This window comes from Domibacillus sp., assembly GCF_031181085.1.
Taxonomy (GTDB): domain Bacteria; phylum Bacillota; class Bacilli; order Bacillales; family Domibacillaceae; genus Domibacillus.
The window spans coordinates 158,057-173,401 of the sequence record NZ_JAPSLE010000005.1; the positions used below are offsets into that span (position 1 = coordinate 158,057).

The 15,345-nt window shown below is 45.7% G+C and carries 16 protein-coding genes; 15 read left to right on the top strand and 1 reads right to left on the bottom strand.

All coding sequences use genetic code 11. From position 1 onward, the window contains the following. The first annotated feature begins 13 nt into the window (after positions 1-13). Both hemL and RIN81_RS09680 read left to right on the top strand, forming a co-directional pair. The gene (gene hemL / locus RIN81_RS09675) at positions 14-1,303 is read left to right on the top strand and encodes a glutamate-1-semialdehyde 2,1-aminomutase (RefSeq protein ID WP_309089639.1); all 1,290 of its coding nucleotides are present in this window, start codon (positions 14-16) and stop codon (positions 1,301-1,303) included. 106 nt (positions 1,304-1,409) lie between these two features. Then, positions 1,410-2,096: a hypothetical protein gene (locus RIN81_RS09680; protein WP_309089642.1), complete on the top strand. Its 687-nt coding sequence runs from the start codon at positions 1,410-1,412 to the stop codon at positions 2,094-2,096. Here RIN81_RS09680 and RIN81_RS09685 read toward each other — a convergent pair. Beyond that, the gene (locus RIN81_RS09685) at positions 2,038-2,223 is read right to left on the bottom strand and encodes a hypothetical protein (RefSeq protein ID WP_245629860.1); all 186 of its coding nucleotides are present in this window, start codon (positions 2,221-2,223) and stop codon (positions 2,038-2,040) included. The two genes, RIN81_RS09680 and RIN81_RS09685, sit on opposite strands and share 59 nt — an antisense overlap. A gap of 312 nt (positions 2,224-2,535) precedes the next feature. On the opposite strand from RIN81_RS09685, the gene RIN81_RS09690 reads away from it, so the two are divergent. The 13 genes from RIN81_RS09690 to RIN81_RS09750 all read left to right on the top strand — a co-directional run bounded on the left by RIN81_RS09690 (position 2,536) and on the right by RIN81_RS09750 (position 15,330). Then, complete coding sequence (locus RIN81_RS09690) at positions 2,536-5,178, top strand: valine--tRNA ligase (RefSeq protein WP_309089644.1); 2,643 nt, start codon at positions 2,536-2,538, stop codon at positions 5,176-5,178. 62 nt (positions 5,179-5,240) lie between these two features. After that, positions 5,241-6,530 (top strand): bifunctional folylpolyglutamate synthase/dihydrofolate synthase, encoded by a 1,290-nt coding sequence (locus tag RIN81_RS09695; RefSeq protein ID WP_309089646.1) that lies wholly within the window; start codon positions 5,241-5,243, stop codon positions 6,528-6,530. Between the two features lie 388 nt (positions 6,531-6,918). After that, on the top strand, positions 6,919-7,665 hold the full coding sequence (locus tag RIN81_RS09700) for a prepilin peptidase (protein WP_309089648.1): 747 nt from the start codon (positions 6,919-6,921) through the stop codon (positions 7,663-7,665). Between the two features lie 124 nt (positions 7,666-7,789). Beyond that, a complete protein-coding gene (locus RIN81_RS09705) occupies positions 7,790-8,383 on the top strand; it encodes a hypothetical protein (RefSeq protein WP_309089650.1) in 594 nt (197 codons plus the stop codon). A gap of 110 nt (positions 8,384-8,493) precedes the next feature. Beyond that, the gene (locus RIN81_RS09710) at positions 8,494-9,078 is read left to right on the top strand and encodes a Maf family protein (protein WP_309089652.1); all 585 of its coding nucleotides are present in this window, start codon (positions 8,494-8,496) and stop codon (positions 9,076-9,078) included. 18 nt (positions 9,079-9,096) lie between these two features. After that, the gene (gene radC, locus RIN81_RS09715; protein ID WP_309089654.1) at positions 9,097-9,804 is read left to right on the top strand and encodes a RadC family protein; all 708 of its coding nucleotides are present in this window, start codon (positions 9,097-9,099) and stop codon (positions 9,802-9,804) included. Between the two features lie 136 nt (positions 9,805-9,940). Continuing rightward, positions 9,941-10,951: a rod shape-determining protein gene (locus tag RIN81_RS09720; RefSeq protein WP_309089656.1), complete on the top strand. Its 1,011-nt coding sequence runs from the start codon at positions 9,941-9,943 to the stop codon at positions 10,949-10,951. A 103-nt stretch (positions 10,952-11,054) separates the two neighbouring features. Beyond that, positions 11,055-11,948, top strand: a complete 894-nt coding sequence (gene mreC, locus RIN81_RS09725; RefSeq protein ID WP_242233329.1) for a rod shape-determining protein MreC — start codon at positions 11,055-11,057, stop codon at positions 11,946-11,948. Next, positions 11,945-12,457 carry a rod shape-determining protein MreD gene (mreD, locus tag RIN81_RS09730; protein ID WP_309089658.1) on the top strand — a complete coding sequence of 171 codons (513 nt, stop codon included), beginning with the start codon at positions 11,945-11,947 and terminating at the stop codon, positions 12,455-12,457. Before mreC ends, mreD begins: the two co-directional genes overlap by 4 nt. A 66-nt stretch (positions 12,458-12,523) precedes the next feature. After that, positions 12,524-13,201 (top strand): septum site-determining protein MinC, encoded by a 678-nt coding sequence (gene minC, locus RIN81_RS09735; protein WP_309089660.1) that lies wholly within the window; start codon positions 12,524-12,526, stop codon positions 13,199-13,201. Then, entirely contained in the window at positions 13,202-14,008 is an 807-nt protein-coding gene (gene minD, locus RIN81_RS09740) for a septum site-determining protein MinD (RefSeq protein ID WP_309089662.1), read from the top strand. A gap of 70 nt (positions 14,009-14,078) precedes the next feature. Beyond that, positions 14,079-14,516, top strand: coding sequence for a hypothetical protein (locus RIN81_RS09745; RefSeq protein WP_309089664.1), 438 nt, complete (start codon positions 14,079-14,081; stop codon positions 14,514-14,516). Beyond that, positions 14,509-15,330 (top strand): site-2 protease family protein, encoded by an 822-nt coding sequence (locus RIN81_RS09750; RefSeq protein WP_309089667.1) that lies wholly within the window; start codon positions 14,509-14,511, stop codon positions 15,328-15,330. Before RIN81_RS09745 ends, RIN81_RS09750 begins: the two co-directional genes overlap by 8 nt. Positions 15,331-15,345: the final 15 nt, after the last annotated feature.

A 15,345-nucleotide genomic window follows, 5' to 3' on the forward strand; every position in this document is an offset into this window, starting at 1 on the left:
AGGAGGCTTTTTCATGCGTTCATTCGAAAAATCAAAAGATGCTTTTAAAGAAGCGGTACAAATGATGCCGGGCGGCGTAAACAGTCCGGTTCGTGCGTTTAAATCGGTCAATATCGATCCTATTTTCATGGAGCGGGGTAAAGGGTCAAAAATTTACGATATTGATGGGAATGAGTACATTGATTATGTGCTGTCATGGGGTCCGCTTATTTTGGGCCATTCAAATGACCAGGTAGTCGAAGCATTGAAAAAAACGGCGGAAACGGGTACGAGCTTCGGCGCTTCTACGCTGCTTGAAAATGAAATGGCAAAGCTCGTCATTGAACGCGTACCGTCGATTGAAGTCGTTCGAATGGTATCAAGCGGTACGGAAGCTACAATGAGTGCGCTTCGGCTGGCACGGGGGTATACAGGACGCAACAAAATCCTTAAGTTTGAAGGGTGCTACCATGGACATGGAGATTCACTGCTCATTAAAGCCGGTTCCGGTGTTGCAACGCTCGGACTGCCGGACAGCCCGGGTGTGCCGGAGAGTGTTGCCAAAAACACCATTACGGTTCCATACAATGATTTGGAAAGTGTTCGTTTTGCATTTGAACAATATGGTGAGGATATTGCCTGTATAATTGTCGAGCCGGTTGCCGGCAATATGGGCGTTGTTCCTCCGCTGCCGGGCTTTTTAGAAGATCTGCGTGAAATTACGAAGCAAAATGGTTCACTGCTTATTTTTGATGAAGTGATGACGGGTTTCCGTGTCGGTTACAACTGTGCACAGGGGCACTTCGGCGTTACGCCGGATCTTACCTGTCTTGGCAAGGTGATCGGCGGCGGTCTTCCGGTTGGTGCTTACGGCGGCAAAGCGGAAATTATGAATAATGTGGCGCCGGCGGGAACCATTTATCAGGCGGGCACGCTGTCCGGAAACCCAATGGCTATGACTGCCGGAATCGAAACACTTCGTCAATTGACGCCGGCATCCTACGAGGAGTTTGGACGCAAAGCGGATATGCTTGAAAAAGGGCTGACGGATGCGGCACGTAAATATGGGATTCCAATTACGTTTAACCGTGCTGGCTCGATGGTCGGCTGCTTCTTCCATGAAGGACCTGTTCAAAACTACGAAGATGCAAAAGGATCAGACCTTGCTCTGTTCGCTGATTATTTCCGCGAAATGGCGCTTGAAGGTGTTTTCTTGCCTCCGTCCCAATTTGAAGGGCTGTTTTTATCAACAGCGCATTCAGATGAGGATATTGATCAAACCATTCAAGCAGCCGGAAAAGCGTTTAGCCGCTTGGCAAAATAAAACGATGTGGTGTCTATAACAAAGCATTCAAGGCTATGTTATAGACACCTTTTTTTCATGTTTCCGTTTCTGCGCGCATACACTAGCGCGAAAGGGAGGGGTGTGCATGGAAGAGTTATTTTTCGTTGCGCTTCAGGAGGACGTTGTATTTCCAGAAGGAGAAGAAGTGGATGAACTGCTGTCCATTTCCCTTGATCCGCAAGTTGCGATTCAAGGAGCAAGTGTGCAGGGCTCTATTGAGGTAACAGGCGAGTATCGTATACACGATTATTTTGGTCTGGAAGAAGATTCTATCCGCCAGTTTTTCCGTCATATTCCGGTGCAGGCCGTCTTGCCTCCGGACCAGCGTGCGGCGGAGGGGGCAGATATTGAAATTCACACCTTTGATTATACAGTAGAAAAGCCGGACCGGCTTATTTTAGAAGCGGAGCTTGCTATTGCAGTGTCCACTGTCAGAAAAATAGAGGAAGAACCAGCGCCAATCGTGGCAGCTGCATACGAGTACGAGCCAGAAAGAAGCTTAGAAGGCGACGCAGAAGAGCTTGGGGAGAGTGAAGCAGAAGAAAGCGCAGAAGCCGAAGAAGAGCAGGAAACAGCCGAAATGGAATCAGAAGATGCCGCTGTTCAAGTTCAGAAACGGGCGGAAGACGATGCTTCCGTTTTTAGCTGGCTTGAAGAGCGGCCTGCACAAAAAGCAAAATGGCGGTTCCAGGTATCCTCCGGCAATGTGGAACTTATAACCACTCAAGATGAAGAGCAGCCGCAAGAAGAATCAAGAGAGACAACAGAATAACATCAAACGTCGTCGGCAAAAAAAGCGTGCGCAGCCCTTGAAAGCAGCAAAGCGGAATAATAATCCGGCAGCACATAAAGCGGCAGCGGCGCAGCCACGGCGGCCACCTGTCGTAATGGCGCATCATGGAAAACACTCCTTTTTGACATCATATGAATTGCACGAAAAAAGGTGCGTAAGGTTGACGCATTGAAGCATTTTCGGCTAAGATAATGGTATTGAAAAGAAACGTGTGGACCGGGAAAAGGTGGTACCGCAAGCAGCCTCTTCGTCCTTTTCAGACGGTGGGGCTTTTTTTTATGATGTCCAAGCTCCAGGCGCCATCAGCAAGGGCGTAAGCCGGTTCCTTCAGGAGGTACAAAACGTCTCTGTGAGAGGTTGTCTTAGGCTTGCCGCTGAAAAACGTGTGCCCTGCGCTTTTTTACAAGGAGGAAAAACAATGTCACAACAAGAAACAACGATGCCGACAAAATATGATCCACAGGCGATCGAGAAAGGCCGATACGATTGGTGGACAGCCGGCAAATTTTTCGAAGCAAAAAACGATGAATCCAAAACCCCTTATACGATTGTTATTCCGCCCCCGAATGTTACAGGTAAGCTTCATCTTGGGCATGCATGGGATACAACACTGCAGGATATTTTAACGCGCATGAAGCGCATGCAGGGCTTTGACGTTCTATGGCTTCCAGGAATGGACCATGCCGGTATCGCGACACAGGCAAAAGTAGAACAGAAGTTAAAAGAAGAAGGCAAGACCCGCTATGATCTTGGCCGTGAGAAATTCCTTGAAGAATCATGGAAATGGAAAGAAGAATACGCCGGGCATATCCGTGCCCAGTGGGCAAAGCTTGGTCTTGGCCTTGATTACAGCCGGGAACGCTTTACGCTGGATGAAGGGTTGTCAAAAGCCGTTCGTGAAGTATTCGTAAAGCTGTATGAAAAAGGGCTCATCTACCGTGGTGAGTACATTATCAACTGGGATCCGTCTACTAAAACGGCGCTGTCAGATATTGAAGTTATCTATAAAGATGTACAAGGTGCTTTTTATCATATGAAATATCCGCTTGAGGACGGGTCGGGCTCTATTAAAGTTGCCACAACACGCCCGGAGACGATGCTTGGTGATACGGCCGTAGCGGTTCATCCGGAAGATGAGCGTTACAAACATTTAATCGGCAAAAATGTTGTCCTGCCAATTGTCGGCCGGGTAATTCCAATTATCGCTGATGAGTATGTAGATCCAGAATTCGGAAGCGGTGTTGTAAAAATTACGCCAGCGCATGATCCGAACGATTTTGAAGTCGGAAACCGTCATGATCTTCCGCGTATCCTTGTGATGAACGAAGACGGAACAATGAACAAAGAAGCCGGTACATACAGCGGCATGGACCGTTTTGAATGCCGCAAGCAGATTGTCAAAGATCTTCAGGAACAAGGTGTTCTATTTAAGATTGAAGACCATTTACATTCAGTCGGCCATTCGGAAAGAAGCGGCGCTGTTGTCGAGCCGTACTTGTCTACCCAGTGGTTTGTTAAGATGGGTCCTTTGGCTGAACAAGCCGTTGAGCTTCAAAAAAATGAAAACAAAGTAAACTTTGTACCGGATCGTTTTGAAAAAACATACCTGCATTGGATGGAGAACATCCGTGACTGGTGTATTTCCCGTCAGCTTTGGTGGGGGCACCGCATTCCAGCCTGGTACCATAAAGAAACAGGTGAAGTTTATGTAGGGCAGGAAGCGCCTCAGGATGCAGAAAACTGGGAGCAGGATACCGACGTACTCGATACCTGGTTCTCATCAGCTCTGTGGCCGTTTTCAACGCTGGGCTGGCCGGATGTAGATTCTGCTGAATTCAAGCGCTATTACCCGACCGCAGCCCTTGTAACGGGGTATGATATTATTTTCTTCTGGGTATCCCGAATGATTTTCCAGGGGCTTGAATTTACAGGTGAACGCCCGTTTGAAGATGTTTTAATCCACGGTCTTGTTCGCGACGCAGAAGGACGCAAAATGTCGAAGTCTCTTGGCAACGGTGTGGACCCGATGGAAGTCATTGACCAGTACGGTGCTGATTCACTTCGCTACTTCCTTGCAACGGGAAGCTCGCCTGGACAGGACTTGCGCTATACAACCGAGAAAGTAGAAGCAACATGGAACTTTGCCAATAAAATTTGGAATGCGTCTCGATTCGCCCTGATGAATATGGGCGGCATGACATATGATCAAATTAATTTGACGGGCAAAAAATCAGTTGCAGATGAATGGATTTTAACACGCTTAAATGAAACGATTGAAAGTGTGACACACTTATCGGATAAATACGAATTCGGGGAAGTCGGCCGGACGCTGTATAACTTTATTTGGGACGATTTCTGTGACTGGTATATTGAAATGGCGAAACTGCCGCTGTACGGGGAAGATGAACAGGCGAAGCAAATGACCCGTTCGGTTCTTGCTTATGTGCTCGACAACACAATGCGTCTTCTGCATCCGTTTATGCCGTTTATTACCGAAGAAATTTGGCAGAACCTGCCGCACGAAGGAGAAACGATTGTCGAAGCATCATGGCCAACCGCAGATGATTCTTTAACAAACAAAGAAGCAGCAGCCAGCATGAAGCTGCTCGTTGATATTATCCGTGCTGTCCGCAACATTCGTTCAGAAGTGAACACGCCGATGAGCAAGAAAGTACCGCTTGTTTTAAAAGCAAAAGACGAAGCAGTTCTTTCTACTTTAACAGAAAACCGCTACTACATTGAGCGATTCTGTAACCCGGATGAGCTTGTGATTGATGCAAATCCGGCAGTACCTGAAAAAGCGATGACAGCTGTTGTAACGGGAGCCGAGCTCTTTATGCCGCTTGCAGGCCTATTAAATATTGATGAAGAAATTGCCCGTCTTGAAAAAGAAAAATCGAAGTGGCAGTCCGAAGTAGACCGCGTACTGAAAAAGTTGTCTAATGAGCGGTTTATCTCAAAAGCACCGCAAAAAGTCGTTGATGAAGAACGCGCGAAAGAAGCGGATTACCGTGAAAAACTCGCTGCTGTTGAAGCACGCATCGAAGATTTAAAGAATTAATCGAGAAGACGAACCCGCCTCAAGGCGGTTCGTCTTTTTCGTACATAAGGAGAAGAAATGGCATGAATACGTACGAAGAAGCACTTGCCTGGATTCATGGACGTCTGCGCGTAGGCATTAAGCCGGGTCTGATGCGAATGGAATATATGATGGAACGGCTTGATCATCCCGAGCGCCGCCTGCGTGCAGTCCATATTGGCGGAACAAACGGAAAAGGCTCGACTACCGCTATGCTGCGGTCGATTTTAACGGAAGCCGGCTTTGAAACAGGGACGTTTACATCACCTTACATTGAACAATTCAATGAGCGGATCAGCGTTAATGGGACGCCTATTTCAGATGAAGAGATTACAGCTTTGGCAGTGAAAATTAAAACGATTGCAGATGAAATGGAAGAGCTGGAAATGGGCGGGCCGAGTGAATTTGAAATCATTACGGCTATGGCTTTTTATTATTTTGCTTATATGCACCCGGTTGACCTTGTTTTATTTGAAGTCGGTCTTGGCGGCCGCCTGGATTCAACAAACATTGTTCATCCGCTGCTATCGGTGATCACCACGATTGGCATGGATCACCTTCAATTCCTTGGTGATACGCTGGAAGAAATTGCGCGGGAAAAAGCAGGCATTATTAAAAGCGGTGTGCCCGTTGTAACAGCGGTTCATCAGCCGGAAGCTCTTGCTGTGATTGCCGAGACGGCAAAGCAAAAACGTTCAGCACTTTACCAGTACGGCCGGGATTTCACGGGCAGCTGGACCGCTTCAACGGAAAAAGGGGAACAATTTGACTTCACGTCTCTTTACAGCAGCCGTTCTGCTCTCGAAACGGGACTTGCCGGGCTGCACCAGGTGCAAAACGCGGCGACAGCTGTGATGGCAGCTGACTTTTTACGTGTATTTTACTCATTTTTAATCGAAGAACACCATATTGAGCAGGGGCTCCAAAAAGCTGTATGGCCGGGCCGGTTTGAAACACTGTCGGACGATCCGCTGATTATTGCAGACGGCGCTCATAATGAAGAAGGGGTAGAAGCACTTGTGCGGACAGCCGGCCAGCGTTTTCCGAATAAAAATATAACGGTCCTGTTTGCGGCAATGAAAGATAAACCGCTGGATGGAATGATTACACGTTTAAATCAAATGGCAGATCAGCTGTACCTGACTTCGTTTGACTTTCCAAGAGCCGCAGGGGCAAAAGAATATGCACCGTTTCAAAGCGCGTCAGTTATATTTGACCCAGATTATATGAGGGTTATTCGAGAATTCCAGCAAAATTCTGCGGTTCAAGATATTCTTATTGTTACGGGTTCTCTTTATTTTATTTCTATGATAAAACAAGAACTAACCATTTAAATGGTTAGTTCAAAGTGGAAAAAAGGAGCAAAAGGATTATTTGCTCACTAATTTACATCGTTTTAATGTTCTCCAAAAGATATTACTACCAGTGTTATTATCTTCTTTTCTTTTTTTGGATTAAAGACCAACTGTATAAGTTCTTTAGATAGAGAGAGGGAAATGGTAAATATATGGGTGGAAATACGCCATTTCTATATTTCATCACCAGAAAAATTTAAAGTATAGTGAGCATAAAGTAAAAGAGGTGGAGGAAGAACATTAGAATGATTAGGTTAATCAAATATAAACAAAATAAGAATTTCATGTATCCGTTCATTTTTCAGAAGAAGGCCAACAGATCAAAAGTTTACAATAAGTCTATGCATGTTTCTAATGATCAAGTTTAATGACAAATTCTTTAGTGATTTTTCTATATGGAGTTGTTTTCAGTTCGTTTTATAATGTAATAGGTATTCGTGTTCCAGCCGGAAAGTCAATTCTTTACCCGCCAAGCACATGCACTCACTGTCAGTATCGCTTAACTTTTGCTGACTTATTGCCTCTTATATCCTATATCCTGTTAAGAGGCAGGTGTAGAAAGTGTAAAAAGAGTATTTCTTCTCTTTATTTTATAATGGAGCTTGTTACACCACTGCTTTTTGTATTTGCCTATCAAACTTTTGGCTGGTCGTTATCTTTTTTATACGCCTTTCTGCTTATTTCGTTACTTAGTATTCTTATTGTTTCAGATCTTGTTTATATGCTTATCCCAAATAAAATCTTACTGATCTTTGGAAGTATCATATTTCCTATATGGCTTATTAAGCCTCTAGAATCTTGGGGAAACTCTTTATTAGCCACTTTTTTCACTTTTGGTGTATTAGCAGTATTTGCTGTGTTATCAAAGGGAGGAATTGGCGGAGGAGATATTAAATTGTTTGCGCTGCTTGGATTTATATTAGGATTTAAATTGATTCTACTAGCTTTTTTCCTTGCTTGTTTCTTTGGAGCCGTCATAAGTCTTATTCTTTTATTTTTTGGGATAATAAAAAGAAAAGAACCTGTCCCTTTCGCTCCATTTATTTCGATGGGTGCATTGCTAGCTTATTTTAAAGGTAATTTATTTATTGATTGGTACTTAAGTTTCTTTTGAAAAACAAGTGTAAAGAAACGTATCTAGTGATCATCTTGTCTATTAAAAATTTAAGAACAGAATAGTATTTATTCTGTTCTTTTTGCTTTCTATAAGCCGTATGTTTAAGAGAGGAGGGATAAACATGGAAGAGCCGGACTGGACACGCCGGGATGGAGAAGTATTGATTTGGCAGCTTCCCGGTGAAGAAACGGTGCTGCCGAAGCCGAAGAAAAAGCCTGCTTTAAAAGCAGGGACGGGAATTTTAATTATTTTTGCTGCTCTTTTAACAGGCAGTGTGTTCGGGCTGTTAATGATGAGCGCGGTTCCGGATCAAAAATCAGCCAAACAAGTACAGGCATCGGGTACGCCTTCTGAGCAAGCGGCGCCGTCAGCAGAGGAGCCAGCCGAAAAAGGAACAGCCGCTTCCGAAAAAAACATTTCGCTGTTTGTTCTTCAAGGAGGGCTTTATTCTACAAAATCGGCGGCAGACGAAGCAGCTGCTGCATCAGAAGAGCGGGCTGCTGTTCTTTCATCGGAGAAGCAATACAGCATGATCTACGGTGTTTTTTTCTCCAAACCCGAAGCAGATCAAGCCGAGCAGCAATTGGAAGCGGGCGGAACAGCCGCTTATGTAAAAGAAACGAAAGTCACTGTTTCAAGCGAAGAAGAAAAAGCGTTAAAAAAAGCGGCAGAGGATCAGCAGCTGGAAGAAGCTGCCTCGATTCTGTCGCCCTAGCCTGCCCCCATCCGGCGGGTTTTTATTGTTTGCCGGTACGTTGTCTGATATGATAAACGCGTAACTCCCAATGACTCTTTATATCCAACTAAAAGGAAAGGTGATCCTCTTTGACCCACATTATTTTGGCTTCATCATCGCCCCGCAGAAAAGAATTGCTTGCTCATGTAAACATTCCTTTTACCGTTCATGCGGCCAATACGGACGAAACCATCGTACCTGGAACGCATCCGGCTCAGGCAGTTGAACAGCTTGCTCTTCGGAAAGCAGAAGCTGTTTTGGCGGCGTACCCGGATAAAGTAGTGATCGGTGCGGATACTGTTGTAGCAGTTGACGATCGTATTCTTGGAAAGCCGGAAACCGAGCAGGAGGCGATGGATATGCTTTGTATGCTTTCCGGCCGTCATCATGCCGTTTATACCGGTGTTGCCATTCTCTCGAGAAATGAAAAAGTGGTCTTTCATGAAAAAACCGACGTTGAATTTTGGGACCTGACAAAAGCGGAGATTGCGGCTTATATCAAGACAGGCGACCCGTTTGATAAGGCAGGCAGCTATGGAATTCAAACAGCTGGCGCGCTTTTTGTTAAAGCGATTCACGGTGATTACTTTAATGTAGTGGGACTGCCGGTTTCCTCACTTCACCGCCGATTGAATCAATCGGGCCTTCTTGAGGACGGGCCGGTCCGCGATTAAAAGAAGGGAAGAATCCAAATGACCCATGATAAAACAATCCCGTCTCAGCCGCTGATGATACGGGATGTCCCGCCGCACGACCGCCCGCGTGAAAGAATGATTGCGAGCGGTCCGCACAGTTTATCCAACCATGAACTCCTCGCTATTTTACTTCGTACCGGTTCAAAAGAAGAATCGGTTCTGCAGCTGTCCAACCGTATTTTAATCCACTTTGAAGGCCTTCGCCTGCTCAAGGATGCCTCACTTGAAGAAATTACGTCCATCAAAGGAATAGGGAGCGCTAAAGCGATTCAGCTGATGGCGGCCGTTGAAATAGGGCGGCGTATAGAACGCTTAAAGTATGATGAGCGTTTTACCATCCGCTCTCCGGAAGATGCCGCTAATTATATGATGGAAGAAATGCGCTTCTTAAGCCAGGAGCATTTTGTCGCGCTTTACTTAAACACAAAAAACCAGGTGATGCACAAACAAACCCTGTTTATTGGCAGCTTAAATGCCTCGATTGTCCATCCGCGCGAGGTTTTTAAAGAAGCATTCCGCCGCTCCGCCGCCTCGATTGTCTGCCTGCATAATCATCCATCGGGCGACCCGTCTCCGAGCCGTGAAGACATCGAGGTAACTAAACGGCTGGTGGAGTGCGGAAAAATATTAGGCATTGATATCCTCGACCATTTGATTATAGGTGAGAAGAAATATGTGAGTTTGAAAGAAAAAGGTTATTTATAACGCTATGCTTTTTTTTTTCGTTCCGCTATAATATAAGTTATGGTTTTTGAGAAGCTTTTCACACATTTTGAAACAGCCATATCTAGTGAAATGATCACGATAAAAAGGGTCTATTGAGGAAAGGGAGATACACTACATGTTTGGAATTGGGAGCCGTGACCTTGGCATCGACCTTGGAACAGCGAATACACTTGTTTATGCAAAAGGAAAAGGTGTTATTGTACGGGAGCCATCTGTTGTTGCATTGCAGACAGATACAAAACAGATCGTGGCAGTTGGAAATGATGCACGCAACATGATCGGCCGGACGCCGGGTAATATCATTGCCACACGCCCGATGAAAGACGGTGTTATTGCCGACTATGAAACAACAGCCACGATGATTAAGTACTACATTAAGCAGGCGACAAAAGGTGCAAGCGGCTTCCTATCAAGCAAGCCGTACGTAATGGTTTGTGTGCCATCTGGTATTACAGCCGTTGAACGCCGCGCGGTGATTGATGCAACACGCCAGGCCGGGGCACGGGATGCTTATCCGATTGAAGAGCCGTTTGCAGCAGCCATCGGGGCCAATCTTCCTGTATGGGAACCAACGGGAAGCATGGTAGTAGATATTGGCGGCGGTACGACAGAAGTCGCGATTATTTCGCTTGGCGGTATTGTGACAAGCGAATCACTTCGGGTTGCCGGTGATGAAATGGATGATGCGATTATCGCGTATATCCGCAAGCAGTACAATTTGCTGATTGGAGACCGGACAGCAGAAATGATTAAAATGGAGATCGGGTCAGCCGGCGATGCGGAAAGCATTCCAAACTTGGAAATCCGCGGCCGTGATTTGTTGACAGGATTGCCGAAAACGATTGAAATTACCGCACAAGAAATAGCAGATGCGCTAAAAGACACAGTTTACGCCATTGTAGAAACGGTAAAAAGCACCTTGGAAAAAACGCCTCCGGAATTAGCAGCCGATATTATGGACCGCGGTATTGTACTAACGGGCGGCGGTGCGTTGCTGCGCAATTTAGACAAGGTGATCAGCAAGGAAACCAATATGCCAGTTATTATTGCTGAAAATCCACTTGACTGTGTTGCAGTAGGAACGGGTCTTGCATTGGATCACATTCATCTGTTTAAAAACAAATAATCCTTGACGATGAGGCCGGTTCTCCGCGCGTCTTAACCGGTTTTCCGGTGCGCGTTGAACCAGCCTCACCGTTTTGAATGCTTAGAAAACTGAGGTGGAATTCATGCCGCACTTTTTAACAAACAAGCGGTTGATTATATTGCTCGGCAGTATTATTCTTCTTGTTGCTATGATTGGTTTTTCCATGCGGGACCGGGAGAACATCACTTGGCCGGAAAAATTTATTAAAGACGTAACAGGTTTCGGGCAGAATATTGTGTCGAAGCCCGCGGGTGCTGTGGAGTCTTTTTTTGACGATGTAAGCAGGTTGCGCCATACATATGAAGAAAATGAAAAGCTTCGCACTCACTTGGAAGAGCTTGCCCAGCTGGAAAGTGATGTGGCGCGTCTTGAAAAAGATAATGCCGAACTCCGTAAAGTGCTTGAGAAAGAAGACAGCCTGGCTGATTACGAGCCCGTGCAGGCAACGGTCATTGCCCGCAATCCTGACCGCTGGTATGAGTTGATTACCATCGATCAAGGAGAATCAAATGGGATTGAGCCGGATATGGCAGTGATGACAGCGAGCGGCTTGGTTGGAAAAGTACAGAGTACGTCAAAGTTCACGTCTACTGTGCAGCTTTTGTCGGCTCACGATTCAAACAACCGCGTTTCGGCGCTTGTCCAAGGCGACAAAACCGTTTATGGGCTTATTGAAGGATATGATGAAGAAAAACAAATGCTTCAATTAACGAAGATTCCATCCGATGCGAAAGTAAAAAAAGGACAAGCTGTCACAACATCCGGCCTTGGCGGCGTTTTCCCGAAAGGCCTGGTGATTGGAAAGGTATCAGAGCTTGTTCCGGATGAGTTTGGTTTAACGCAGACAGCACTTGTCAAACCGGCCGCAAGCTTTTACGATTTGGAACACGTTATGGTGTCCAAGCGTAAAATGACAAAAGTACTGCCTGAAGAAGAAGACCGCCAACAGGTAGTGGTTGAGGAGGAAGGAATGTGAAAAAAGCGCTCCTTCCTCTTTTAATGACCGCCCTGTTTTATAGTGATAGTGTGTTTATGATCTTTTTTTCAGAACAGGCCTTTGACGGGGCTTACATGCCGGTTCCGCGTTTTTTTATCATTGGCCTTTTGTTTATGTCTGTTTTCTTTGACAGGAATACAGCTATAAAATATGGCTTTTTCTTCGGCTTTTTATTTGATATGTTTTATACAGGGCTTCTAGGCGCCTATTTCTTTTTCCTGCCGCTTATGGTTTACATAACATCCATGCTGACGAAATGGCTTCATGGTACGCTGCCTGTTTTTCTCGTTATCGTGCTGTTTGATATTGCCCTGCTTGAATTGGTCATGTACGGATTGAATGTGCTCGTACAGCGGACAACCTTTTCATTTGAGCAGTTCACCTATATGCGGCTTTTGGCAACGCTTGTGTTAAACGCTCTTTTCTACATTCTGTTTGCCATCCCGCTTCGAGGTGCTTTTTTGAAATTGAAAAAAGTGTTCGATTAAGAGAGAAAAAAGGAATATCGGATAGCGCTGTCGAATACTGAGACGTACAGAGGTGGGATACTTTCTATGAAACAAAGTCAAAATGTCGTCATTAAAGGGACGAAAGACGGCCTGACTCTTCAGTTAAGTGATAAATGTTCCTATAGTGAATTAATAGAGGAATTAACCGAAAAATTAGATGCCGTTACAAAAGACGGCGAAAATGCACTCATTACAGTCACGGTTCAAACGGGGAACCGATATTTGACTGAAGAAGAAAAAGAAGAACTGCGTCAGCTGATCAGGCAGCGCCGTCATCTAGTTGTCGAAGATATCAAGTCCAACGTGCTGACAATTGACGAAGCTATACAATGGAAAGAAGAAAATGAAATTGTTTCATATACAGGCCGTATCCGTTCCGGTCAGGTGCTGGAAGTGCCAGGAGATTTACTGCTGATTGGGGATGTAAATCCTGGCGGTGCTGTGATGGCAGGAGGAAGCATTTTTATCATGGGGGCGCTAAAAGGCATGGCGCACGCGGGCTGCTATGGAAATGACAATGCGGTGATTGCCGCCGGGAAAATGATGCCGTCCCAGCTGCGGATCAGCAGTCATTTAACCCGTTCACCAGACCGATATGATGAAGAAGACATTACAGAGTCGGAATGCGCGTTTATTAATGAAGCACAACAATTGGTGATTGATCGGCTGCAGGTATTGAAATATTTGCGTCCTGATTTATCGACGTTTAAAGGGGGCTTTTAAGTGGGGGAAGCAATTGTCATTACTTCTGGAAAAGGCGGAGTCGGCAAAACAACAACGACCGCCAATCTCGGTACAGCGCTTGCGCTGCAGGAGAAAAAAGTATGTCTCGTTGACACAGATATCGGTCTTCGTAACCTGGATGTAGTCATGGGACTTGAAAATCGGATTATTTATGACCTTGTTGATGTAGTGGAGGAGCGGTGCAAAACGCACCAGGCTCTTGTAAAGGACAAGCGTTTTAATGATCTCCTCTATTTGCTGCCGGCTGCCCAAACGACCGATAAGTCTGCTGTTACGCCTGAGCAAATGAAAAAATTGGTCGATGAATTAAAACAAGATTACGATTATATTTTAATTGACTGCCCCGCTGGAATAGAGCAGGGATATAAAAATGCTGTAGCTGGCGCAGACCGCGCCATTGTCGTGACTACACCGGAAAAATCATCCGTCCGGGATGCAGACCGTGTAATCGGTCTTTTGGAAAAAGAAGAAGGCATGGCACCGCCAAAGCTTGTGGTGAACCGGATCCGCAATCATATGGTCAAAGAAGGTGACATGCTGGATGTGGATGAAGTAGCTGCTCATTTGTCGATTGAGCTGATCGGGATTGTAGCCGATGATGATGAGGTCATTAAATCGTCTCATAACGGAGAGCCGGTTGCTCATAACCCAAATAACCGTGCTTCCATCGCATATCGGAACATCGCCCGCCGTATACTCGGCGAGTCGGTTCCGCTTCAGCCGCTTGAGCAGGAAAAAGATACGTTCTTCACGAAGTTCAAACGATTTATCGGCATGAGCCGATAAAAAAGCCGCTTTTTTAAAGCGGCTTTTTTTCTTTAGACGGCATATACATAAGCAGGCGGGAGGGATTCTGATGATCAAGAAAGTCCTCGTTTCTGTTTGCTTATTTGCGGCCGTATATGTTAATCAGCATACCCCCTTTGTGCAAACCATCTTTACCCGTGACTTTTCGTTTGCCGTTTTTTCGGCCGCATATGAGGAACAATTCGGTCCTTTATTGCCGGCTATGCATCAAACAAATGACAGGCAGACTTTCGTTGCCAGCACAAACAGCCTGCTCGCCGCGGAACAAAACGGCGTAGTGGTACGGGTTGGCGCTGAATATATCGTCATTCAGCAGGAAGATGGTTCAGAAATGGAGGTGAAGGGACTGCGTCCTCATTCGTATCGTCTTTTTGAACGCATTAAACAAGGAGAGCCGGTTGGAGCCGCTTCTGGAAAATCCGTTGAATTCATCGAACGAAAAAACGGCCAGGTTCTTTCTTCCAGAAAAGTGAATGTAAATGAATAAGGTTTGCATTCATCCAATCACCTGGCTGTTTGGGGCTGTTGCTGCTGCCACAGGTCTTTTTTTAGAAGGGCTTTGTGTCGCCCTCATTCTGTTTGTCCATGAAATGGGGCATGCTGCTGCCGCTAAAGCAGCAGGCTGGCGCATCATCAAAGTGGAGTTCCTGCCATTTGGCGGAAAGCTTGAAACAGATGAGCATGCGGGACGGCCGCTTGTCGAGGAATGGCTCGTTGTCATCTCTGGTCCTTTTATGCATGTCCCCATGCTTGCGGCAAGCACACTTATGCAAAAAGCCGGCTGGATCAGCGCAGATGTGTCGCAATTGCTGTTTCAATTAAATGCTTTTATTTTTTTGTTTAATCTGCTTCCGGTCCTGCCGCTTGACGGGGGAAAAATGATTCAGCTCCTTCTATGTACACTTCACCCTTACTACAAAGCGTACAAGCAGTCGATCTTTTTTTCATTTGCATCACTTGCTTTGCTAATGGGGGCAGCTGTTGTTCTTCTTCCCTTTTACGTCCAGCTCGTTTTAACGGCTTCCTACGTGGCCGTCCAGCTTCTTGTCATGTGGAAAGAAAAAGAGGTAATGTTTATCCGGTTTTTAACGGCCCGCTATTATGAGCCGGTTTCACTGCGCCTGCTTGATCTGCGGGTATTGAAATCAGACCGCCTGCTTTACACGGTCAGAAGGTTTAAACGAAACCGGACGCACACGCTTAAAGTGAAAGGCGGCGGGGACATGACAGAAGAACAGCTGCTTCAATCCTTTTTTGCCGGAAAAAAATACATCCGGGAAGTTGATGAAAATATGGATTGACACTTCTTTTAAAAG

Coding starts and splice junctions, on each gene's coding strand:
- hemL (WP_309089639.1), top strand. CDS start 14: ATGCGTTCATTCGAAAAATCAAAAGATGCTTTTAAAGAAGCGGTACAA.
- RIN81_RS09695 (WP_309089646.1), top strand. CDS start 5,241: ATGAATACGTACGAAGAAGCACTTGCCTGGATTCATGGACGTCTGCGC.
- RIN81_RS09700 (WP_309089648.1), top strand. CDS start 6,919: ATGACAAATTCTTTAGTGATTTTTCTATATGGAGTTGTTTTCAGTTCG.
- RIN81_RS09720 (WP_309089656.1), top strand. CDS start 9,941: ATGTTTGGAATTGGGAGCCGTGACCTTGGCATCGACCTTGGAACAGCG.
- RIN81_RS09745 (WP_309089664.1), top strand. CDS start 14,079: ATGATCAAGAAAGTCCTCGTTTCTGTTTGCTTATTTGCGGCCGTATAT.
- RIN81_RS09750 (WP_309089667.1), top strand. CDS start 14,509: ATGAATAAGGTTTGCATTCATCCAATCACCTGGCTGTTTGGGGCTGTT.
- RIN81_RS09680 (WP_309089642.1), top strand. CDS start 1,410: ATGGAAGAGTTATTTTTCGTTGCGCTTCAGGAGGACGTTGTATTTCCA.
- minC (WP_309089660.1), top strand. CDS start 12,524: ATGAAACAAAGTCAAAATGTCGTCATTAAAGGGACGAAAGACGGCCTG.
- radC (WP_309089654.1), top strand. CDS start 9,097: ATGACCCATGATAAAACAATCCCGTCTCAGCCGCTGATGATACGGGAT.
- RIN81_RS09685 (WP_245629860.1), bottom strand. CDS start 2,223: ATGATGCGCCATTACGACAGGTGGCCGCCGTGGCTGCGCCGCTGCCGC.
- RIN81_RS09690 (WP_309089644.1), top strand. CDS start 2,536: ATGTCACAACAAGAAACAACGATGCCGACAAAATATGATCCACAGGCG.
- RIN81_RS09705 (WP_309089650.1), top strand. CDS start 7,790: ATGGAAGAGCCGGACTGGACACGCCGGGATGGAGAAGTATTGATTTGG.
- mreC (WP_242233329.1), top strand. CDS start 11,055: ATGCCGCACTTTTTAACAAACAAGCGGTTGATTATATTGCTCGGCAGT.